The organism is Paenibacillus taichungensis (assembly GCF_050994985.1).
In the GTDB taxonomy this organism is placed as follows: domain Bacteria; phylum Bacillota; class Bacilli; order Paenibacillales; family Paenibacillaceae; genus Paenibacillus; species Paenibacillus taichungensis.
The window spans coordinates 3,669,207-3,691,929 of the sequence record NZ_CP194720.1 but is presented as its reverse complement, the minus strand read 5'-3'; the positions used below and the strand labels follow the sequence as shown (position 1 = coordinate 3,691,929).

Annotated in this window: 18 protein-coding genes; 12 read left to right on the top strand and 6 right to left on the bottom strand. The window is 48.1% G+C overall.

All coding sequences use genetic code 11. The annotated features are described in order from the left end of the window. Positions 1-99: 99 nt before the first annotated feature. From ACR1R9_RS16425 to ACR1R9_RS16400, 6 genes are all read left to right on the top strand, one after another. Entirely contained in the window at positions 100-1,086 is a 987-nt protein-coding gene (locus tag ACR1R9_RS16425) for an N-acetylglucosamine kinase (protein WP_433923177.1), read from the top strand. A gap of 63 nt (positions 1,087-1,149) precedes the next feature. Further along, complete coding sequence (locus ACR1R9_RS16420; protein WP_099853402.1) at positions 1,150-1,587, top strand: GNAT family N-acetyltransferase; 438 nt, start codon at positions 1,150-1,152, stop codon at positions 1,585-1,587. A 213-nt stretch (positions 1,588-1,800) separates the two neighbouring features. After that, positions 1,801-2,259 carry a MarR family winged helix-turn-helix transcriptional regulator gene (locus ACR1R9_RS16415; protein ID WP_076289453.1) on the top strand — a complete coding sequence of 153 codons (459 nt, stop codon included), beginning with the start codon at positions 1,801-1,803 and terminating at the stop codon, positions 2,257-2,259. Then, positions 2,256-5,423, top strand: coding sequence for an MMPL family transporter (locus ACR1R9_RS16410; RefSeq protein ID WP_433923178.1), 3,168 nt, complete (start codon positions 2,256-2,258; stop codon positions 5,421-5,423). The genes ACR1R9_RS16415 and ACR1R9_RS16410 overlap by 4 nt, the downstream gene beginning before the upstream one ends. 193 nt (positions 5,424-5,616) lie before the next feature. Beyond that, positions 5,617-6,243 (top strand): GDSL-type esterase/lipase family protein, encoded by a 627-nt coding sequence (locus tag ACR1R9_RS16405; RefSeq protein ID WP_076289455.1) that lies wholly within the window; start codon positions 5,617-5,619, stop codon positions 6,241-6,243. Positions 6,244-6,364: 121 nt separating this feature from the next. After that, a complete protein-coding gene (locus tag ACR1R9_RS16400; protein ID WP_433923179.1) occupies positions 6,365-7,420 on the top strand; it encodes a phosphotransferase in 1,056 nt (351 codons plus the stop codon). Positions 7,421-7,589: 169 nt separating this feature from the next. Here the strand turns inward: ACR1R9_RS16400 and ACR1R9_RS16395 are convergent, their stop codons facing one another. From ACR1R9_RS16395 to ACR1R9_RS16385, 3 genes are all read right to left on the bottom strand, one after another. After that, a complete protein-coding gene (locus tag ACR1R9_RS16395) occupies positions 7,590-8,267 on the bottom strand; it encodes a tetratricopeptide repeat protein (RefSeq protein ID WP_076289456.1) in 678 nt (225 codons plus the stop codon). Between the two features lie 17 nt (positions 8,268-8,284). Then, positions 8,285-10,273 (bottom strand): GTP-binding protein, encoded by a 1,989-nt coding sequence (locus ACR1R9_RS16390; protein ID WP_433923180.1) that lies wholly within the window; start codon positions 10,271-10,273, stop codon positions 8,285-8,287. Between the two features lie 136 nt (positions 10,274-10,409). Beyond that, complete coding sequence (locus ACR1R9_RS16385) at positions 10,410-11,291, bottom strand: AraC family transcriptional regulator (protein WP_175381554.1); 882 nt, start codon at positions 11,289-11,291, stop codon at positions 10,410-10,412. A gap of 201 nt (positions 11,292-11,492) precedes the next feature. On the opposite strand from ACR1R9_RS16385, the gene ACR1R9_RS16380 reads away from it, so the two are divergent. After that, complete coding sequence (locus ACR1R9_RS16380) at positions 11,493-13,007, top strand: tagaturonate reductase (RefSeq protein WP_433923181.1); 1,515 nt, start codon at positions 11,493-11,495, stop codon at positions 13,005-13,007. Beyond that, positions 13,007-14,521 (top strand): UxaA family hydrolase, encoded by a 1,515-nt coding sequence (locus ACR1R9_RS16375; protein WP_433923182.1) that lies wholly within the window; start codon positions 13,007-13,009, stop codon positions 14,519-14,521. The genes ACR1R9_RS16380 and ACR1R9_RS16375 overlap by 1 nt, the downstream gene beginning before the upstream one ends. Before the next feature lie 110 nt (positions 14,522-14,631). On the opposite strand, the gene ACR1R9_RS16370 is transcribed toward ACR1R9_RS16375, so the two are convergent. From ACR1R9_RS16370 to ACR1R9_RS16360, 3 genes are all read right to left on the bottom strand, one after another. After that, positions 14,632-15,318: an AlkZ-related protein gene (locus ACR1R9_RS16370; RefSeq protein ID WP_257219318.1), complete on the bottom strand. Its 687-nt coding sequence runs from the start codon at positions 15,316-15,318 to the stop codon at positions 14,632-14,634. Positions 15,319-15,336: 18 nt separating this feature from the next. Next, positions 15,337-16,308: a helix-turn-helix transcriptional regulator gene (locus tag ACR1R9_RS16365; RefSeq protein ID WP_076289462.1), complete on the bottom strand. Its 972-nt coding sequence runs from the start codon at positions 16,306-16,308 to the stop codon at positions 15,337-15,339. Between the two features lie 413 nt (positions 16,309-16,721). Further along, on the bottom strand, positions 16,722-18,749 hold the full coding sequence (locus ACR1R9_RS16360; protein WP_433923183.1) for a beta-galactosidase: 2,028 nt from the start codon (positions 18,747-18,749) through the stop codon (positions 16,722-16,724). A 133-nt stretch (positions 18,750-18,882) separates the two neighbouring features. Here ACR1R9_RS16360 and ACR1R9_RS16355 point away from each other — a divergent pair, with 133 nt between their 5' ends. The 4 genes from ACR1R9_RS16355 (at position 18,883) to ACR1R9_RS16340 (ending at position 22,382) form a co-directional block, all read left to right on the top strand. Then, entirely contained in the window at positions 18,883-19,716 is an 834-nt protein-coding gene (locus ACR1R9_RS16355) for an AraC family transcriptional regulator (RefSeq protein WP_310852587.1), read from the top strand. A 200-nt stretch (positions 19,717-19,916) separates the two neighbouring features. Then, complete coding sequence (locus tag ACR1R9_RS16350) at positions 19,917-20,705, top strand: alpha/beta hydrolase (protein WP_433923184.1); 789 nt, start codon at positions 19,917-19,919, stop codon at positions 20,703-20,705. Positions 20,706-20,804: 99 nt separating this feature from the next. Continuing rightward, positions 20,805-21,467: an SGNH/GDSL hydrolase family protein gene (locus ACR1R9_RS16345; protein WP_090895847.1), complete on the top strand. Its 663-nt coding sequence runs from the start codon at positions 20,805-20,807 to the stop codon at positions 21,465-21,467. Between the two features lie 15 nt (positions 21,468-21,482). Further along, on the top strand, positions 21,483-22,382 hold the full coding sequence (locus ACR1R9_RS16340; protein WP_433923185.1) for an SMP-30/gluconolactonase/LRE family protein: 900 nt from the start codon (positions 21,483-21,485) through the stop codon (positions 22,380-22,382). Positions 22,383-22,723 lie beyond the last annotated feature (341 nt).

Sequence of the window (22,723 nt, the reverse complement as noted above, 5' to 3'; positions counted from 1 at the left end):
AGGTCCCGGCAGTTCGTATTACTCGGTAGCTTAATAGGAACATCACGAGAAGCATCATGGGACAGGGGACATCATCACACCAGAACATGGGGGATCAGAATGAGTACATATGTGATTGGGATGGATGGCGGGGGAAGCCATACACGTGTGGCATTAGCCGATGAGAACGGGAAGGTTTTGACTTATGTGCAAAAAGGCGGTTGCAACCGCTATCATGATGCCAATGCAGAGCAGAATGTATTGGAGGGCATTGCTGAAGCCATTCGCGGAGCTGGGTTAGAAGTGAATCAGATTGCTTCCATTCAGGCGGGGATGGCAGGCCTGGATCGGCCTGAAGATACAGTCTGGGCTGAAGCGTTACTCGCCCAAACCGGTATATTAGGCAGAATCAGTGCAGTAAATGACACACATATTGCACATACGGCAGCTTTTGGCGGTGAGCCGGGCATTGTAGCTATTGGAGGCACAGGCTCTCTGATTCTGGGTAAAACGGAACAAGGGACCTGGCTCCGCAATGACCAGTTTGGCCACTATGCGCCAACAGCAGCTCGTTTTTTGGCTTATGACGCGGTGCATTCCATCCTTGCGGGACGTTATGGTCGGCAGGACCAACCCTGGATCGAACAGCTATTAGCCTATTGGAATGTAACTTCGATTCCGGAGCTTGCTGCACTGGGCGTATCAGGTTTTGCTGAAAATAGACAGGCCATCAATCGGATATTTGGTCAAATGGCTCCTTTAGTTACCGAAGCAGCAGCCGAAAATATTCCCCTTGCGGTCAGAGTATGTGATTCAGCAGCGGATACGGCCGTTGTGGGTATTCTCATGCTTGCATCATGTTTTGAAGATCAACAAGTGCGCATGACGCTTACAGGAAGTTGTCTGAGTACACCTTATATGGTGGAGGCCGTTCGAAAGGGGCTGGATGCAGCCTATACACCGGGTGGACAACAGATTCATTACATTACCAGCCATGTGCCGGCAGTCGGAGGTGCGCTGCTGGATGCATATCATTTGGCAGGAATTCAGGTGCCTGAAGGCATCACGTCTGATCTCCAATCGGAACTGAAACGGCATACGACTTGAACTTTTAAAGGCTAACGACTACAATACGATAACGGAATCAAGCAAGTTATAGGAGGAATCAGGGTGTTAATTCAATTGAAATCACGCATACAGGAGCCGGAAGTACAGGAGCTGTTGTCCTACTCGGTCTTTCCCGACCCGGATCACCTGAATCGTGCGTTACAACAGTATGTTGATAAGGAAGAGCTGCATTTGGACGGTTATGAAGACGAAGGCCAGCTGATCGGTCTGATTGGATATGAATCTACAGGAACGAGTGAGATCACCATTCATCATATTGCAGTTCTGCCTGAGAATCGTTTTAAAAATTATGGTCGTGGCATGATATCACAGGTGCTGGCCAAATATAACCCCGACAGATTGATCGCAGAGACCGATGTGGAAGCGGTAGAGTTTTATCGAAATACGGGATTCGTAGTGTACAGCCTGGGTGAGCTGTATCCGGGTGTGGAGCGATTCCGCTGTGTGCTGGAAAAAGAAGAGGAGCAAGACGAAGACTAGTAACTGTCTACTACTGTGTAACGTAAAGAGAGCATAATCATAACAGGATGTTGGATTTGGCGAAGCAGCTGAGTCGGACGTCCTGTTTTTTTGTCGTTTGTTTAAAAAAAATAGGAAAAACGTATTGCTTTGCAATATAGTTTCATTATAGAATAGTTTCATTGGAGAATAGTTCTATAAGTGAACTATATTTTGAGGGAAGGAGAATGAAGAATGAACACACCAGATGCTAGAAGTTTGGTTAACCGCTATTTGGATGCTTCTTTCCTGGTAACCAAACGGTTTGATACCCAGATACGTGAACGCTTGGGGCAAACGATTACTACTGATCAGTTCTGTGCACTTCGTTTGATCGAAGAGAAGCCGTTATGCACGCCCTCTGATCTGGCAGAGCTTTTATGTGTGGGCAAGAGCAGTATCACTGCTCTGGTTAACAAGCTGGTGGATCGGGATCTGGTCCATCGGGCCGGGGATGAGCGCGACCGTAGAGTGGTCTATTTGACTCTGACAGACAATGGACGTGAAGTATACAAGGAAACGGAACAGGAAATACAGCAGCTTCTGGAGCCGTATTTGGTCCATTTCAAACCGGAAGAGGTTCAGAATTTCATTGAATCTTTTGAGAAGCTGGCAGCTCTACTAACGCATGAAGGAGGACAGGAGAACGAATGAGAACGATTTTGAAAGCGCGATGGTGGTTGATGGGGCTATGGGTTGTTGTGGCTGCTGTATTAATGTTCACCGCCCCTAACATGAGTGAATTGATTCGGGAAAAGGGGCAGTTTTCGGTTCCTGAAGGACACTCTTCCACCCAGGCAGCCGCGATTTTGGAAGAAGCTGCAGCACAAAAGGGTGAGCAGCAGGGCAGCCAGTTGGCTCTTGTCTTTTATAATCCGGATGGTTTGGGTGCCGAGGGTAAAGAAGAGGCAGAACAGGCCGTTAAGAAACTGGAGGCAGAAAAGGAGAAGCTTGGCATTCTGTCCATACTGGAACCTTTCTCTCAGCCTGAATTATCAGACAAAATGATCTCTGCGGATGGCAAGACGATCTTGACGTCGCTTTCTATTGATCAGGGAGACCGTACAGTCAAGGAAATGCGCGAAGACCTCAATGAAGCTTTGTCATCGGTCAATGTGGAGCATTACATAACCGGTAAAGGTTTGATTGATGAGGATACGGTGGAAAGTTCCCAAGAAGGACTCAAAAAATCGGAGTACATTACTGTAGTATTTATTTTGCTCATCTTGTTTCTTGTATTCCGCTCTTTTGTCGCTCCATTTGTTCCACTGCTTACGGTGGGAATCAGCTACATTGTTTCACAGCAGATTGTCGCGTTCCTTGTGGACGGACTTGACTTCCCTATATCGACGTTTACGCAGATCTTTATGGTGGCAGTCATGTTCGGGATCGGTACGGACTATTGCATCCTGTTGATTAGCCGGTTTAAGGAAGAATTGGCTCATCATGAAAATACTTGGGATGCCATTATTGCAACGTACCGCACAGCAGGCAAAACGGTATTCTTCTCAGCACTGGCCGTGCTGGTTGGATTCATTGCCATTGGTTTTGCGCAGTTTATGTTGTATCGTTCCGCGGTAGCAGTTGCTGTCGGTATTGCGGTGATGATGCTGGCATTAGTCACGATTGTTCCATTTTTCATGGCAGTACTGGGCAAAAGGTTGTTCTGGCCTTCCAAGGGTTCACTGGAACATGCCGAGAGCAAGATTTATGGTGCAGCCGGCCGTTTCTCCCTAAAACGTCCATGGGCAGCCCTGCTCATCGTTGCAGCGGTATGTGTGCCTTTGCTGGCAACTTACGATGGCAAACTGTCGTTCAACAGTCTCGATGAGATTGGTGAGAAATATGATTCGGTCAAAGCATTCAATATCATTTCGGACAGCTTCGGTCCGGGTGAATCTTTACCAGGTCAGGTCGTGATCCAGAATGATGAAGCTATGGATAACGCCAAGTACATGGCGCTCGCTGAAAAAATCAGCCGGGAAGTGGAGAAGGTGCCAGGGATCTCTGGTGTCCGCAGTATGACACGTCCAACCGGTGATGAGATCAAGGATTTTGAAGTGACACAACAAGTAGGGACATTGTCTGATGGTTTGGGCGAAGGTAAAACGGGTCTGGATAAAATCCGTGATGGCCTGAGCGAAGCCAGCAGTCAGTTAAGCAAAAATGAACCACAACTTAAAGAAGCTGCGGATGGGGCTGGAGAACTGACCAAAGGTACTTCCCAACTGCAGTCTGGTATTACACAGTTGTCGGAAGGACTTCAGCAGATTGAAAAAGGAATTCGTGACGGCTCCTCGGGTGCCGGTGATCTAAAAGCAGGTCTGCAGAAAGCCAAAACGAGTGCAGATCAACTTGCACAGGCCAACAATCAGCTGCTTCAAGCCTATCGTCAGGCAGGAGCAGGTGTCGCAGCGCTGGGTGATGGTGTAGGTGAACTGCAACAACAACTCAAAGGTGTATCTACAGCGTTGACCAGCTTGAATGAATCGTTCACAGCGCTTGAAGAGCGCTATCCTGATTTGCTGCAAGACGCCGATTATCAGCGGGTCAAAGGCACCCTTGGTGAAACAGGTACCGGCACGGCACAGCTTGCTCAAGGTTTGGGTCAAATTCAAACCAAGCTGGGAGAAGCCGCGGCTGGAATTAATCAGGCGAACGTTGGCTTTGCCTCCGCAGCTTCCGGACAGAAGGCACTTGCCGATGGTCTGGGTCAGATTGTGACGGGAATCAGTCAGTTGCAATCCGGTCTCAAACAGGCCGCTGACGGTCAAGGTAAAGTGATTAGTGAAATTCCTTCAATTCAGAAAGGACTTGGTCAGCTTCAGGGCGGCCAAGAGAAAATTCAGCAAGGCTTCTCGGATCTGAGTGGTCAACTGACTCAATTGACAGATGGTCTTAATCAGAGTGTAGATGGAATCGAACAGGTTTCAGGTGGACTCGATTCAGCACAGGACTACCTGACACAATTGCAAAACTCTCCTGATTCCGATCTGGCAGGCTGGTATGTTCCTGAAGAAGCACTGAATAGTAAAGACTTTACACAGGTATTCGATACGTATCTGTCCAAAGATCGGAAAACGATGACGATTGACGTTATTTTTGCGGAAAATCCATATGGAACTGAAGCGATTGATCGTGTTCCGGATATTGAAGCTGCTGTACATCGTGCCGTACAAGGTAGTGCACTTGAAAAAGCGGATATTGCAATTGGTGGGGTAACTAGTACCTTTGCAGATCTGCAGGAAGTCTCCAACAACGACTACACGCGCACAGTTATGCTGATGCTTGCAGGAACGTTTATCATTCTGGTTCTGCTGCTCCGTTCAGTTATTATGCCGCTGTATCTGATCGTCTCGTTGCTGCTGGCGTATTTCACATCGATGGCCCTGACTGAAGCGATCTTTGTGAATATACTTGGGTTCTCGGGTATCAGTTGGGTTACGCCGTTCTTCGGCTTTGTCATGCTGATTGCACTGGGTGTGGATTACAGCATCTTCCTGATGGACCGTTTCAATGAGAACAAAGGTATGAGAGTCCAGGATGCCATACTGTACGCCATGAAAAACATGGGTACGGTCATCCTGTCTGCAGCCGTCATTCTGAGTGGTACCTTTGCCGCAATGTATCCATCGGGAGTTCTTTCGATGATGCAAATTGCGACGGTTGTACTCAGCGGACTGATCTTGTATTCTCTGCTATTCCTACCATTCTTCGTTCCTGTAATGGTGAAAATGTTTGGCCGTGCCAACTGGTGGCCATTCCCGAACAAGGAACAGGCAGATTCCGTTGATTCGGATCGTAATATAGGCATGTAATGTAATGATATATGAAAGCCCCGCTGGATCCCCGGCGGGGCTTTCTGTGTTGTTTTGAACAATCTTTTATGAAACGGACAAATAAATGTGTATGCCTACGGACACCATCCCGCGCCTTGTCTCCGTTACTCTCATACGATATATAGGAATTGTATATGGAGTGGTTTATAACACAGCAGAGAGGGGCGGCGGGATGGTATATCGATATGTGGCTATAGGAGATTCATTAACGGTAGGTACAGGAGCGCTGCTGGGCACCGGCTTTGTTCCTTTATATCGGAGAATGGCAGAAACGAATGTGCGTACGTTTGTATCCATGGAGAATTTGGGCGTGAATGGACTTACGTCAGGGGAAATGCTGCAGATGATATCCAACAATCCAAGAGTACGCCAATCACTGCGTGAGGCGGATATTATTACGTTGTCTATTGGTGGGAACGATCTCATTCGTACATTCAAAGCAAGTGGCGGGATCCCGAATGCAAGTAAAATGACACAGGTGCTTGGGGATACTCGCAGTAACGTGTCCCAGATTATGAGGCATATCCGGCAGTTGAAAGGAAACAGTGTATATATGGTCCGTACGATTGGGTTGTACAACCCGTATCCACAAGCGGCGGAAGCTGCATATTGGGTGCGGCAGTATAATTCCTTTCTGAATAGTGCAGGATCGGGGAACTATGCCTGTGCTCAGGTCTATGACCGGTTTGAAGGGCGTGAACGTGAACTGTTATTTTGGGACAGGGTTCATCCAAATGCAAAAGGCTATCGCGTGATTGCAGAACAGCTGAATCGTACAGGATACTATCCATTTGCCTGATCAGCAGGCAGTTAAGCTTAGAATGAGTATTCACTTGGAGCTGACTAGACCGTAAGAAATACTTCCGTTAAGATGAGGACATATAGAGGTTGTATTATCTGAGGTAAAGGAGTTATTTTTGGTGCACATCATCGATTCAGGTTCCCTAAATGATTCAGAACAGCAGCTCATATCCACCGTTTTATCCTCATATGGCTTCACGTCCAACTGGAAAGCTCAGCGTGGAAAGGGAGGCATGAACAACTCTACCTTCATGGTAGAGATAGACGAAGAATGTTACGTGCTGAGGCAGTATGAAACGCATAATGATCAAATGAAAATTGCTTTTGAACATGAGGTGCTGTCTGCCTTGTCACGTTCAGAGTTTGAGCTTCATGTGCCTACGCCCGTTAGCCTTCCTGTTGATAAGCATGCAACATTTCTAGCTGTGCAGGATCGTTCCTCGGGCCGTAGCAAAATTGTGACGTTGTTCCATTATCGTGAGGGACATAATCCCGTGTGGAATACACCAGAGCAGCTGCGCGGACTGGGCAGGGCGGCTGGCATGCTGTCTTCCGTTATGGCGCACATTCCCATATCCCTGGCTCCCGTTTATCCGCCCTATTATCAGATTCAGGAGGCTTACCCGCTCTGTTCACCGGAGAAATTGTTACAACTATGCACCTCACCCCCGGATACGCTGATGGCATGTGCAGATGATCTGCAGAAGCTGAAAGTTGTATTGCCAGACTTATTCAATACGCTGCGAGGTATGGAGCTTTTGCCACATCAATTGGTCCATGGGGATTTGAATGCATCCAATGTATTGGCAGACTCTCAGGATATCATATGTGCTATTTTGGATTTTGAATTTGCCACATGGGATCTGCGGGTAATGGAGCTTGCTGTGCCCATGTCTGACCTGCTGACGATGGACAAGGAGCAGGCATGGATGTGGGAGGCTTTGGAGGGAATGATTCAGGGATTCAGGCAACAGGTCAACTTAAAACCAGAGGAGCTGGACGTGATTCCAGCGCTTATTTTACTTCGAAGTCTGGATGTGGTGATGCATTTTATCAGTCGATTGTTCGAAGGTACAGATGGGCCTGAAGTGGCTGTGCAGCAAATCAGGAAGCTGAGGGATCGGATAGACTGGATGAAAGGTAATGAGGAACGGCTGCGTAAGCTGCTGATTTAACTCTGCAACATGTGGATGTATAACAAAAGAGCACTGATTTCTGCCTTGAGGCAAGAATCAGTGCTCTTTTTATTTGGTGAAATTTTTATCACGAATGAATGGAAGGGATGCGTTCATTGCAAATTCACGACGTCGAATCCAATGTCCAATCTAACGTAATCAAGTACCCTTACAGTCCACGCTTGCGGAACCAGCTGCGAACAGCCCAGCGACGTTCCTGGCGCTTCTTATATTTTGGCAGGGAGCGATACACGTTCAGTGATTGCTCATAGGCTTGCTTGGCATCTGCGGTACGTCCAAGGGAGCGGTACACCGAGCCGAGCAGATAATACGCTTCACTGGATGAGGAATGAATCTCTTGGAATTGCTGAACGTATGCCAGCGCTTTGTCCCGGTGGCTATCCTTGAATGCACCTGCAAGTGTCAGATAAGGACGTCCATATTTCACCCTTGGATTAATATCCAGTGCCTGCAAAATATGACGCTCGCCTTCTTCCGTTTGGCCCAGATGGAGTTCAGTTGTGCCTAGCGCCTCCCAATATTCGGCTGATTGTTCATAAGGACGCTCCAGTTCCAGCAGCAAGGCATGAGCTTCGCTATAACGTTTGCGTTCAATCAACAGACGGGCCAGATCCAGCTTGGAAGAGACTTCATTCGGACTCATGGCAAGCTGCTGCCGGAGCCGTGAGATGTTACGCATACGTTTAAGTGGCTTCATGAAGCTTGGCATCACCCCAACATAGCGACGATCCAGGAAATACAGAATGATGAGGAAAATAATAACCGCCAAGAATGGATTGCCTACAATCCGCCACAGCAGGCCAAAGATTAGAAATTTAATCAGCACGACAAAGTCAACTCCATTTATGATGTAATCGCATTTCGAACACTTAAAATATATTTGGATTGGTCCAGCGGGTTAACTCCTCTGCGCTTCCGCGTATGGGTCTGATCCGAAGGGCAATCCTGGTACCCGGCAAAAGAAGTCGTGAGTACCCCGCGTCCGCTCGTCTCTGAACGCAGCTTCACCGGATAATCCATGGAGCTTGCCAGAGGCATACGTCCTTCAACGATGCATCGTCCGCCTCCGATGATCGGCGCTTCAAAGGTTGCTCGCATATGTACCAGATCACTAAGCGCTTTGCCGCCGTACTCCTCCGGAACCGTTAACCGGAAATTCAGGATGGGTTCCAGCAGGGTTGTACCTGTGTTTGCCAACCCATCCATAATTCCCATCGGCGTAGCTACTACAAAATCCAGGGGATGGGTATGCCAGACATGGTGCTCTCCTTCGATTAGCGTAATGCGCAGGTCGGTAACTTCCCACCCCAACAAACCCTGAGATAGCGCTTCGGGAATACGGCGTTCTACTTCATTCTGATAACGGAGCAGGAGATGATCTGTCCGGACAGTGGATGAGTAGATCAGACCGCTGCCACGTGGCAAAGGCTCAATGCTGAATCGAAGAATGGCCCAGCAGGGCTTGGGCATCGTATATGCGATGAATCCTTCCCCGGAAGAACGAGGGGTTTCCTTATAGATGACGGACGGTGGGTCAAATACGACATCCAGTCCGAAACGACTCATCAACAGGCTGGACAGAATCTCAAGCTGAATGGTTCCCATGACTTTAAGATGCAGTTCCCGTTCTTCAGGCAACCATTGCAAATCGAGTAGAGGATCTTCATCCGTCAGCTCTTGCAATGCCGCTACAAGGTCAGGATAACGAGCTGTGTCTTTACCATGGACCTGCACGGTCAACAAGGGAACAGCCAGCTGGGGTACAGGAGGCACACCTTCGGGGCTGCCAATAATATCACCAACATGGGTTTCGCTTAGTCCGTACAGTGCGGCGATCTGTCCGGCATGAACAGCACCGGTATCCGCCCATTTCCGACCATCCATTCGGCGAATCTGTGTCACTTTCTCTTCCAGCTTCCGAGTGGAGTTATAGATCGTATCCCGATTATGCACGCTGCCACCATACATGCGAACATAGGCTGTACGGCCCATCGTTTTATCCCGTTCAATTTTGAATACAACCCCGGATACTGAAGGTTCTTGAGGCTGTGCAGGTGCTGGAAGAAATTCGATGATGGCATCCAACAGTTCCGTTACGCCGATCCCTTTGCCAGAAGCACCATAACAAATGGGGAACACTTCACCCTGATGCACCTTTTTGCGAAATGATTCATCTAGCTGGTCAGCAGGCAGCGTTTCACCATTAATGTAGGCTTCCATCAAATCTTCGTCCAGTTCGGCAAGTAATTCAAAAAGGCCAGGGATAGATGAAGAAGAACCCTTCACTTGCGTTTGGCTCTCATTCCATAAGGAGTCAATGCCCTCAAATACATCTTCATTCATACGAAAGGATTGGACCTCGCATACGAAAGGAGATAGGCTGGAGCGGATCTGATCAATAACCGTCTCAGCAGAGGCACCAACCCGATCCATTTTGTTCATATAAATCAGGGTAGGAATTCCAAGCGAGCGGAGAGCATGCCAGATGGTCTCGCTTTGGGATTGGACCCCTTCCACGGCGGACACAATCAGTACGGCTCCGTCCATAACACGCAGGGCTCGCTCTACCTCAGAGCTGAAATCGATATGTCCCGGCGTATCAATCAGATCAATAATCGTATCTTTCCAGATCAAAGAGGTCATAGCTGCCTGCACGGAAATGCCTCGTTCCTTTTCAATATCCAGAGAGTCTGTGGCTGTAGTTCCGTCATCTACGCGACCTGGACTGCGTACGACACCGCTTTGAAATAACATATGTTCTGTCGTTGTTGTTTTCCCTGCATCGACGTGTGCGAAGATGCCGATATTTCTGCGATTCAATTCGTTTAACATGGGATGTAAGGCTCCTCTGGCAGCAGAAACGCATCGTTTCCGACATTGTAATTCAGTATTATAACATACCACACGAATAGTATGGAAGAATATGTTACACACAGACAAATCTCTACATTTCAGGATGTCGTGACAATCACGTTTGATCCTGATTCTTCATGGTTTTACGGTAGGCAGCGGGTGTGGTACCCGTCAGTTTCTTGAATTGTCTATAAAAATGGGGCAGGCTCTCAAAACCGCAAGCATCGGCAACAACGGCCATCGTCTCATCACTTCGAAGCAGATGCTCTTTTGCCATAATGACCCGGCGGGCCAATGCATAGTCAGTTAGTGTCATGCCGGTATACCTTTTGAAGGCACGGCTGAAGTGCGCCGGGGATACGGCTGCTTGCCGTGCCAGTTCCGGCAAGGAAAGGCCACTGCGCAGCTCTTCATCCATATGAGCCAGTGTAGAGGAGAGCCAGCTTGGTCCAGGAACAGTTCTGGCAGGACTTGCAGGACCAACTGCCTCCAATCGCTCCAGATATATAAGTAAGAGCTGCAACCGCAGCAGAGCGGCGTGGGCACTCAGGTGATGTTCTAACTGGAATTCTGCATGAATGTCGTCAATTAATGCAGCCACCTGTGCTTGCTCCGTGGCTTCCAGATGCCTCTTGTACACCCTGCGTTTGCGGCAGCGTTCAAATAGAGAGAGCATGGCTGACGCACTGCCTCCCGCTGTGGAGGCCAGTAATCCTGGGCTGAAGAACAAGGCCGACGAAGTCACCGGATTTCCGGCATCCGGTAATGCGCGGTGTACCGTGCTGCCAGGAATGATAAACAAATCGCCCTCCTGCATGTCTTCAAGACCAGTATCAATGAAAATGGTGCCCTGACCCCGATATACATAAATAATTTCATGCCAGTCATGAAGATGATCCGGCAACTCGTTCTGGGGGGACTTGGTATCTGCATACACCAGACGAAAGGGAATCCCCGATTCCGCCTGAATGGTTGTACGAACGGGCGAACGTTCCATTCGATCTCCTTTCAAAACAGTGCTTAGAAAAAAGTGGTTACATCTGATCATGAAAGAGTACATTTACCGCAATATAAGCAATTAAATTTCCTTTTATTGATGATACAATGAATTTAAAGCGTTTTCAATGGAAGTGTAAGCAGCTGTTTCTGTGCAGCGTGACATCTGATATTGACAAATAAAACGATGAGGTGAGTGTTCATGTCGGCGAGCACGAAAAGACCACGGCTAAAGCTGAATCTGCTTGGAAGTGATAACCAGCGCAAGTGCAAAGAAGTGATGGAACGTCCCGTAAAGGTACTACAGATTGGGGAAGGCAACTTTTTGCGTGGGTTTGTAGACTGGATGCTTCATGAAAGTGCCAGACAAGGCAAATTCCATGGCAGTGTTGCCGTGACCCAACCTCGACCTGGGGGAAAGGCAAAGCTGGAACAAATTCGTGATCAGGATGGATTGTACACGATGATTACCCGGGGACTGTCACAGGGAAAAGCGGTGGAGCGTACAGAAATGATCTCGATTTTTTCACAGTGTATTAATCCGTACGAAGAATGGCAGGATTTTCTGAAACTAGCGGAATTGCCCTCCCTAGAGTTTGTCATCTCCAATACAACCGAATCGGGATTGAAATATACGTATTCAGAGTACACGCAGTGTGAGCCGGTAGAATCGTTTCCAGGTAAACTGACAGTCTTCTTGCATCAACGTTATCTGCGGTTTGATGGGGACCCTTCCCGAGGATTGATTCACCTGCCGTGTGAGTTGCTTGAGGGCAACGGGGATGTACTGCGCAGTTGTGTGCTGCGGCATAGTGAGGATTTTGGTTATTCTGAAGGCTTTCGTTCATGGATTGAGAACCATAACTTGTTCCTGAACAATCTGGTTGACCGGATTGTCACGGGTGCACCGACTACGGAAGAAGCCGATTCCCTGACCAATCGCTGGGGATACGAGGATCAACTGGTCAATACGGCTGAGCCATATCATTTCTGGGCCATTCAGGCAGATGAAGTACTGGACAAGAAACTCCCCCTGAAACAGGCGGGGCTCAACGTACATTGGGTGAAGGATTTGAAACCTTTTCAGTTGCGCAAAGTTCGTATTCTGAATGGTGCTCATACTCTCATGTCATCGCTCGGCATTCTGCAAGGCAAGGAATATGTGAGAGAGACGATGGAAGACCCAGAGTTTGGCTCTTGGGTCAGAGAAGCGGTACATCAGGAGATCGTGCCTGCACTGGATATGCCGGATCATAATCTGGATCAGTACGCAGGGGAAGTGTTTGAACGTTTCCTCAATCCGTATATTAATCACAAGCTGCAGGATATTGCATTAAATACAGTAGGAAAGTTCAAGGTCCGTGTGTTGCCTACACTTTTGGCCTATGAGCAAAATCAGGGAACCTGGCCTTACCGGCTCGTAAAGGGGTTTGCGGGATTATTGTGTCTGTATCGTCCAGTGAACACGCCGGATGGTTATATGGCACAGCGACTGAACGGTGAATCTGTCCTGCTTCGGGATGATGCGGATGTACTGGCTGCACTCGCCAAGCATTGGGATAGTTATGATCCTTTGAAGCGGGATAAGCAGCAATTAGACCAGAGTGTCGCTGCTGTATTATCTGATGTATCGATCTGGGGAGAGAATCTGGATGATCGAGAGGGGCTTCGCGAAGCACTCGTTCACGAAATTGGTTTGCTGGAAGGTGAGAGTTAATGAACACAACACGTACAGTTAATGACTGGATCGCGATTCAACCGCAGGATGATGTCATTATAGCTCTTCGGGATTATGTAAAAGGGGAACATATTACCCTGCCAGACAGCACTGCTTTTACATTAAGGGAAGACGTACCCAAAGGCCATAAAATTGCTGTGCATACCCTCGCACCGGGTGAGGATGTGATGAAATATGGTTTTTCCATTGGGATAGCCAAGGAACAGATCGAACAGGGTAGCTGGATTCACAGTCACAATCTAAAAACAGGACTTCACGGTTTACTTGAATACCAGTATCAGCCGGGACCACCTGTCCAGACTGACATGCCTCCTGAACATCTGCGTTCATTTGATGGGTATCTGCGCCCTAACGGTGAAGCAGGTATTCGTAATGAAATCTGGATTGTAAATACGGTCGGCTGCATTAATAAAGTGTGTGAGGCTTTGGCTCGGATGGGGCAGTCTCAGTTCGGCAGCAGGGTGGATGGCGTATATCATTTCCCACACCCGTTCGGCTGCTCGCAGCTTGGAGATGACCTGAAATATACGCAGCAGGTATTGGCTTCCCTGGTGGAACACCCGAATGCTGGCGGCGTGCTGGTCATTGGTCTAGGTTGCGAAAATAACCAGGTAGAACAGTTCCGCGAATGTATCGCACCGGAATATCAGGGGAAAGTCCGTTTTCTCAAAGCACAGGAAACAGATGACGAACTTGAGGAAGGACTGCGTCTGATGGAAGAGCTCGTGGAGCTCGTCGAACATGAACAGCGTCAGCCGCTACCTTTGAGCAAGCTCAAAATTGGATTGAAGTGCGGCGGTTCGGACGGTCTGTCCGGGATTACGGCGAACCCGCTCGTAGGCTCCGTTGCGGATATGCTGGTTGCTGCCGGCGGTACGGCCATATTGACCGAAGTTCCCGAGATGTTTGGTGCAGAGACCATTCTGATGAATCGGGCGGCCAATGAGCAAGTATTTGATGATTTGGTAGACTTGGTGAACGGTTTCAAACAATACTTTGTGAACCACGGTCAGAATATATATGAAAATCCTTCACCAGGGAATAAAGCAGGCGGGATTACCACGTTGGAAGAAAAGTCTTTGGGATGTACGCAAAAGGGAGGACGTTCTTCCGTAGTTGATGTACTTCGTTACGGCAAACGTGTCACTCAAACCGGCCTGAACATTGTGGAAGCTCCGGGGAATGATCTCGTGTCTGTTACAGCACTGTCAGCTGCGGGTGCGCACATTGTTCTTTTCACGACAGGTCGCGGAACGCCGTTTGGAGGCCCGGTACCTACCGTCAAAATTGCAACCCAATCTGACCTCGCAAATCGGAAAAAGCACTGGATCGACTTTAACGCAGGTCAACTGCTGGAAGGGAAGATGATGGAGGACGTGAAAGTGCAGCTGTTCAGCCAACTGATCGATATTGCTTCAGGACGGGCGCATACACTCAGCGAGCAGCATGGATTTCGGGAAATTGCGATATTCAAGGATGGAGTCATCCTGTAATTGTATTCGTTCGTTGCTTTATATCTGTTGCATGTATGGTAAAAGTATATACAATAAATCCCGGTGGCCCTCTTCGGCTACCGGGATTTGTTGTTCAAAGGGCGTTTCAATCACTTTATGGCAAAGGATTTTTTGATTTTGGTCAGTGCGGCAGCAGAAGTGTGTTTCTCCAATTGTTGTACCAGAAGTTCGCTCGCATCTGCAACGCTGCCCTCAAACGGTTCAATACCTTGACGCTTCATCCAGCAGCCTGAGGTCTCATAAGCAGAGCTGTTCCAAGCCACCTTGCCTTCAGCGAGGCCTTCTTTTTCTTTGGTGCCGCAGATGACAATGGCACACATGCTTTGAAGGTCCAGCAGCCCCTGGTCAAATACTTTTTTGTCCTCTTTGGCTCCAAAACCTGCCAGTGAACGTAATTTCCGTCCATCAATCCCCTCCTGCTTCTCGATTATCTCATACAGTTTGAATGCTTCTCGAGAGAGGAGACCCGCGTCATATTGTTCTTCCATGACTCTGGAGTCCGCTAGCAGACGGTGCACCCATGGGAAATATTCGCGTGAGACAAGAATGGCTTTCTTTTTGAGAAATTTGCCGTAGGCAGCGATCCCTTCCTCAGCCAGACGTGAACGCCACAACCAAGGATCAAGCTCGTTATCCTTGTGCCAGTTTTCTTGAGGCGTTATAGAGGACAATGAAGGGTATTCAGGAAATAAAGGGGCGAGTGGGAGCAGTCCCACAGCCTCTATTCGCTGCACAGCTTCTTCGTAAGTAACGATCGATTCATGCTCATTCATCATGATTTGGCAGGCTCCTTTTTAGCGTGTGTTACAACGATTATTGTTGGAAGTAAGATACTTCTGGTAGACTTCCTCGGCATGTTTGCGAATATCGCAGCGGAGGTTCTCGGGTTCAAGTACTTCTGCTTCACGTCCAAGTCGATAAAAGAATCGTACAGCCCAGGCCCACTCACCAGGAGGGCAAAGAAAGGACAGTTCCCAGACATCCGGAGCAATCTCGGTCATCCGTTCTCCAATATGCTTGTCCTGTTCTGCCTCGATCATTCCGCTGTAACTCAGACGTGCGGTAACACGGGTCGGAGAAGGATCGGGAGATTTCGGTTTGCTGCGCTGTCGCTTTGCCTTTTCTGCCAGCTGTTGTGATTCAAGCAGCTCAACTGGCGTAACGTCCAGAATGCGGTCTGCCCTGAACAGGCGCTGTTCACCGTGCTCCTCCGAATACGCTTCACAATACCAGAAACCGGCTGAAGCATAGACTCGAATGGGGCAGATTGTTAGCCAGCGTTGACGGGAAGCAGAGCGGTACAACATACGCAGCCACCCTTGTTCCGGGATACAAGCCAGAAGCGGTTCCAGATGATGAAGGATGTAGTTTCGCTCGGGAACATCATGCTGCAGTTGTTTGAGCATGGGGTCCATCCTTGCTTTGACATCATCCGGAATAATGCTTTTGATTTTGTCCATTAATGTCCAGCGTTTCTCTTGAAAAGGGGTATCTGCATAATGGCTTAGGCCTTCGAGAGCAAAGATGAGAGTAGCTGCTTCAACCGGGTCTAATTGCAGTGGGGGCAGTACATACCCCTCCATAAGTCTGAAGCCGCCTCCGGGACCGGAGATAGCAATGATCGGGACATTCATCTCTGAGAGAGATTGGATATCCCGCAGGATGGTACGGCGGGAAACTTCAAACTTTTCTGCAAGTGAATGTGCCGTTTCGTGACCGTGCTGCAATGCCATAACGATGGCGGCAAGCCGATTTGTTCTATTCATGTCAGCCACTCCGTTTCGAGGGTTGCGCCGCCGGAAAGGATGCTGGAGTGTTCCTCTCATTGTAGCAGTGTATAAGTGACATCATGATTGTCACCAATATTTCGCAGCATTATATTATTTATTTTTTACAGTGCAGCGCCTACTTTAGGAGGGTCGCTTCCTTTTCCCGGCGGGGCGTCGTTAAATTGTGTGTCTCGTCCAATTCGCTTCGCTTCTCGGTATTTCCTTCTAACCGATAGCCTCACAAATAATGACAAAAACCCGTATCCGGTCTAAACGGATACGGGAAGTAGCAGATTGAAACAAGTTCAATCATATAATACTTTAAATTTTAACAATTGACACGTTTTTAAGCCACGGATAGTGATCGGTGCGATTTCCATGTAACATGTTGTATCATTAATTTTCGAATATTATTTCATTTCAAGCAGCTGCACACCACGTCCTTCAATCTCGATCGTACCTGAAAGTGACCGATCTGTGAGCAAATCATGAGCCTTAGCTTTGCCCAAATCATAGGATTGAGTGGTAGCATTGTGATTCATGACAAACAGGTACTGTTGTCCATCCTTGGTACGAGCAGTCACTTCAACACCTTCTGGAGTATCCAGAAGAGAAGCAATATTTTTGTTTGCAGCCAGTTGTCCCAGCAAGCCGTCCAGGAATCGATCTTCCGGATCGGAAGCTACATACCAGGCTTCACCTTGACCAAAGGTGTTACGGGTTACCACAGGCATGCCTTTGTAGAAATCGTCCCCGTACTCGGCAATGATATCTGCACCTTCACTGTGCAGCAAGTCACACAACATGCCGCAACCAAATTCTCCTTCAAGATCCCCATAAGCCTCTTTCATGACAATACGGTTTCTTTGCTCAGGCAGCAGTGCATCAATTTCTTCGACCCAGATACCGAGCAGTTTGCGAAGTTCGCCAGGATAACCACCGGTTGTTACGATGTCACTCTCATTGACGATACCACTGAAGAAGGTTGTCAGGAATGTACCGCCTGCTTCAACATACTTCTCCAGCTTGGCCGCAAAGCCTGGTTTAACCATATAGAGTACCGGAGCGAGCACGATGTCGTATTTGCTGATATCGGTATCCACACTAACGATGTCCACCTGAATGTTGCGGCGGAAGAAGGCAGCGTAGTATTTGTGAATTTGATCTACATAGTTCAGTGCAACCGTAGGCCCGCTGGATTTCTCGATTGCCCACCAGTTATCCCAGTCAAACACAATCGCCACTTTGGCATCCACGGTAGCATCCAGCGTTTTGTCTCCCAGCAACTGCAATTCCTTGCCCAGCTCCGCGACTTCACGGAATACACGGGTATGTTCATGGCCGACATGTTCAATAACTGCACCGTGATATTTCTCGCAGGCGCCAACCGAACGGCGGAGCTGGAAGAACATGATCGTATCCGCGCCATGAGCAACGGACTGGTAGCTCCACAGGCGCATAACGCCTGGGCGTTTCAATGAGTTATAAGGCTGCCAGTTTTGCTGGCTTGGTGTCTGCTCCATGAGCATGAACGGCTGTCCGTCCTTCAATCCACGCATCAGATCATGAGCCATAGCTGTGAAACTTACCGGAGTCGCAAGACCCGGATAGCTGTCCCAGGAGACGATATCCATATATTTAGCCCATTTGAAATAATCCAGCTGTTTGAAGAATCCCATCAGATTGGTTGTAACGACCGAATCCGGGATATGTTTTTTGATCGCATCATATTCCAGACGGTAACAATCAAGCATACTGTCGGAGTTGAAGCGGGAGTAATCAAGCGAGATGCCCTGGAAGGTGGAATTGTTGTTTCCCCAGTGCTCACTCAGATTGCTTGGCAGTACAATCTCATCCCAATCGTAGAATGTGTGCCCCCAGAAATTGGTGTTCCATGCCTTGTTGAGCTGCTCCAGGGTCTGATAACGTTCTTTGAGATACACGCGGAACGCTTTCTCGCAGTTATCACAATAACAGTCGCCGCCATATTCGTTGGAGATATGCCATACAAGCACAGCCGGGTGATCCTTGTAACGTTCCGCCAGCTTGTCTGCAATTTTCTCGGAGTATTTGCGGTAGGTTGGGCTATTCGGACAGGAGTTATGCCGTCCACCGAATTTGCGTTTGCGTCCATCGGCATCCACACGCAGTACATCCGGGTATTTCTTCGCCATCCATGCTGGATGGGCAGCAGTGCTTGTCGCGAGACAAATGTAAACACCGCTTTCATAGAGACTATTAATTAACTGGTCGAGTCCTTCAAAATTATAAGTAACTTCATCAGGCTGAATCAGTGCCCATGAAAATACGTTGATGGTCGCAATATCAATACCTGCCAATTGGAACATGCGCAGATCTTCAAGATGTGTCTCATGATCCCATTGTTCAGGGTTATAGTCGCCGCCGTAGAACATTTTGGGTAACTTGCTGCTAATCAAATGTGTTCACCTCTTGTATAAGAATAAATCTATACTATATGATGGATATGACTTTTAAAATATAAGAAAAGTAATGAAACATATAAGAATATGGAACTGTAATTTTGGTTTTTGTTCAAAGGAGAGAATCCCTATGCTCATCACACCCGATCATCGGCGCTATTTTATGACCCCACGCGATCAGCCGCTTCCGCTCTACATCGAAAGTATAGGGTATAACGGCAATCAGGAGAATGTGTACAGACCTGCCGGATATCCTTGTTATCACTGGCTTCAGACGGTGAAGGGAGCTGGAGAGTTCAAGTTTGCAGGTTCCACTGTACTGCTGGGAGAGACTTCCGGCATTTTGCTACCGCCGAATGAGCCGCACGAGTATGTACGCTCGCAAGGAGAATGGGAGACACTTTACATTACATTTGGAGGCGGCCAGTGCCCGGCCATTACAGAGTCGCTTGGTTTGGGGGAGGCAGCCCTTCACCAGTGGGATTCAGAGAGCCCGCTTGAATACTATGGCAGGGAAGTGCTGGGTTCCATCAGCAGTGACCAGGATTTATCCGGGTTGGAAGCGTCAGCGGACATGTATCGATTTCTGATTTTGCTCAAAAAACATGGCATGACGGGCAGTCGTTCTTCAATTTCCCATGCCGTGGAACGGCTGGCTCCGTTAATTTCGTTTATGAATGAACACTATGCCGATCCCGAAATCGGTCTTGAACAGATGGCCGCCATACCCGGCATTACGCCTAGGCATCTGAATACTCTTTTTAAACAATCTTTTGGTATGACCGCCTACAGTTATTTCATTCTCCTCCGTATTCGCAAATCGAAAGAATGGATGACAGGGGACAGCAAACTGACCGTCAAGGAAACGGCAGCGAAGGTTGGTTTTCGGGATGCGAGTCATTTTGTGGCTACATTTCGGCGGATTGAAGGCGTAACTCCGGAGCAGTATCGAACGTTATATTAATCCGTCTGAGGTACAAATGTGCTATAAAACACTGTTCAAGCATGAGGATTCCGTGTAACCTGTTACAAATTGAACAAAAAGTGATGCCAGGAAGGTATTGATGCGCAAGGGTGCTACCCGTTATGATGATATCGATTCCTTAGATTGGAAAATGACTATACGGATCAACGTATCCGTTCAACTTAGAGAGGATGATTGAAGTGACATCAACTATACCATTGTGGGACCATGCAGCACCTTATGCGGCCAAGGGTCATGAGGATGAAATGCCCCATCTGATTCCATTTATTCAGCCTGGTTCCGAGAGCGCTGTCATTATCTGTCCAGGTGGAGGCTATGGATTTTTGGCCGATCATGAAGGAGCTCCAATCGCTGAATTGCTGAACCGTGCGGGAATTAGCGCATTTGTGCTGAAATACCGTGTGGCGCCTCACCAGCATCCGGCACCCATGACAGATGGTCAGCGTGCGATCCGTTATGTACGGGCTCATGCCGAGCAATATGGCATTCAGCCTTCCAAAATTGCCGTGCTTGGTTTCTCGGCGGGCGGTCATCTTACAGCCACGTTGGGAACCTTGTATGACGAGGGCCAACCAGATAATGAAGACCCTATTGAACGGGAGAGTTCGCGTCCGGATCGGGTTATTCTTTGTTATCCGGTAATTACGATGGACTCCTATGGACATGCCGGTTCTCGTGAAAATCTGCTTGGGCCAGATGTGTCTGCTGAACAGATCAAGGCTTTCAGTGCGGAGCAGCAGGTGAGAGCCGACGCTCCTGAAGCATTCATCTGGCATACGAGTGATGATCAGGCGGTCCCTGTAGAGAACAGTTTGCGTTACGCGATTGCCCTGGGTGCACACGGCATTCCTTATGACTTGCATGTATTTGAAAAAGGTTCACATGGTTTGGGATTGGCAGAGGATGACCATGCCGTTCGGGCCTGGTCTGATCTGTGCCTGACCTGGCTTAAGAATCAAGGGTGGTAACCCGGCACCTGGCTGATCTATGTCTTTCCTGAATATGAAATATGAATACGAGTGAACTCACATATTTTAACGCTTATGAGAGCGAAGGAGAAAACGATAATGAAATTGCAAAAGAATGATAAGCTGCTTTTTATCGGAGATTCAATCACAGATTGTGGCCGTGAACATCCTGTTGGTGAAGGTAGTTCTGGACTGGGGCATGGCTATGTGGCGCAAGTGTATGCCTTGCTGCGCTCCATCTACCCGGAATTGATGTTACGGATTCAGAATGTGGGTAATAGTGGGAATACGATCCGTGATTTGAAGCAGCGCTGGGACCGAGATGTGCTAGATCTCAAACCAGATTGGCTAACAATCATGATCGGGATCAATGATGTATGGCGTCAATTTGACAATCCGTTATCCACAGACTCGCAAGTTTTTCTGGAAGAGTATGAATCCACACTACGAGATCTGGTTGCTTCTGTTCGTCCTGGGTTGAAAGGACTTGTTCTGATGTCTCCTTATTATTTGGAAGCCAATCCGGAAGATCCGATGCGGGCTACGATGGATATATACGGAGAGGCTGTTCGTAGAGTAGCTGCTGAATATGACGCCATTTTCGTGGATACTCAGGCTGCATTTACTCCATTCTGGGATCATTTCTATACGTCTGTGCTGACTTACGATCGGGTTCATCCCGATGCAACAGGCCATATGGTGCTTTCCAAAGCGTTCTTGGATGCTATTGGTTTCGAATGGTCAGGCGGCGTCAAATCTTAAAAAGGACGTGATGGCATGAGCGATTTGAACATTGCAGTACATACCCCGGCACTGTTGGGCGAAGGTCCAAGCTGGGATGCTGAACACAATCGATTATTATGGGTGGATATTGAAAGCTATAAGATCCATGTATACGTTCTGGCTACAGGAGAGGATCGAACTTATGATGTTGGCGAGCATGTAGGTGCGGTTGTGCCATACCATGATGATGAGGTTGTCGTTGCTTTGCGAAGTGGCTTCCACACCTATAACTTGCTCACGAGAGAGTTACAGCCGATTGAAGATCCGGAGAAAGGCAAGGACAACAACCGTTTCAATGACGGGAAGTGTGACGCTCTTGGACGCTTCTGGGCAGGGACGATGAGTATGAACAATGAAAGCAAGGCGGGGGCATTTTATTGTCTGGAGGAAGGACAGCCTGTTCGAACGTTGTTCAGGGATGTATCCACATCCAATGGTTTGGGCTGGAGCCCGGATCAACAAAATATGTATTACATTGATACGCCGACACGATCCATTGACCGTTTTGATTTTGATTTGGCTGCTGGAGAGATAACAAACCGGACAAGTGTAATTGCTATACCGGAAGAATTTGGCTATCCGGATGGAATGACTGTAGACAGTGAGGGAATGCTGTGGGTTGCCCACTGGGGCGGAGGAAGAGTCACTCGTTGGAATCCGCATACAGCAGAGCTGATGCAACAGATTGAGGTACCTGCAGATCAGGTGACATCCTGCTGTTTCGGAGGACCTGAATTGGAGGACTTATATATTACGACTGCTCGCATTGGTATTCGAGAAGAGCGGCTGACAGAGACGCCGAATGCTGGATCTCTATTTGTAGTCAGACCGGGTGTGAAAGGGCAGAAAACCTACGCATTTGGCGGGGGAGCAGCAAAGTCGGATACGAAATGAGAGAAGGACCGTGTTACTAGAACGTTGTTCTTCGTCTATAAAATATTTATCAATGAAGAAGGATGCTGTTTTAAACAGCATTCTTTTTTTATATTTTTAAAAGCGATACGCAGAAAAAATCACAAAAAATAAATTGGAGCAGAAGGGGATTTTTAATTGCCATCGAATGTTATTTATTGCAAGTATAATCCAATGGATGGTAATCGTAATTTGATTTATGAAAGCGTTTTATAAAATTGGAGAGGAGGTGGGGCTGGTTGTCTGATCCAATGCATTAAATGTCTGACACTGCACTCATCAACATGATGACACAGCGGGGTTTACCGGATGCGATGAACATA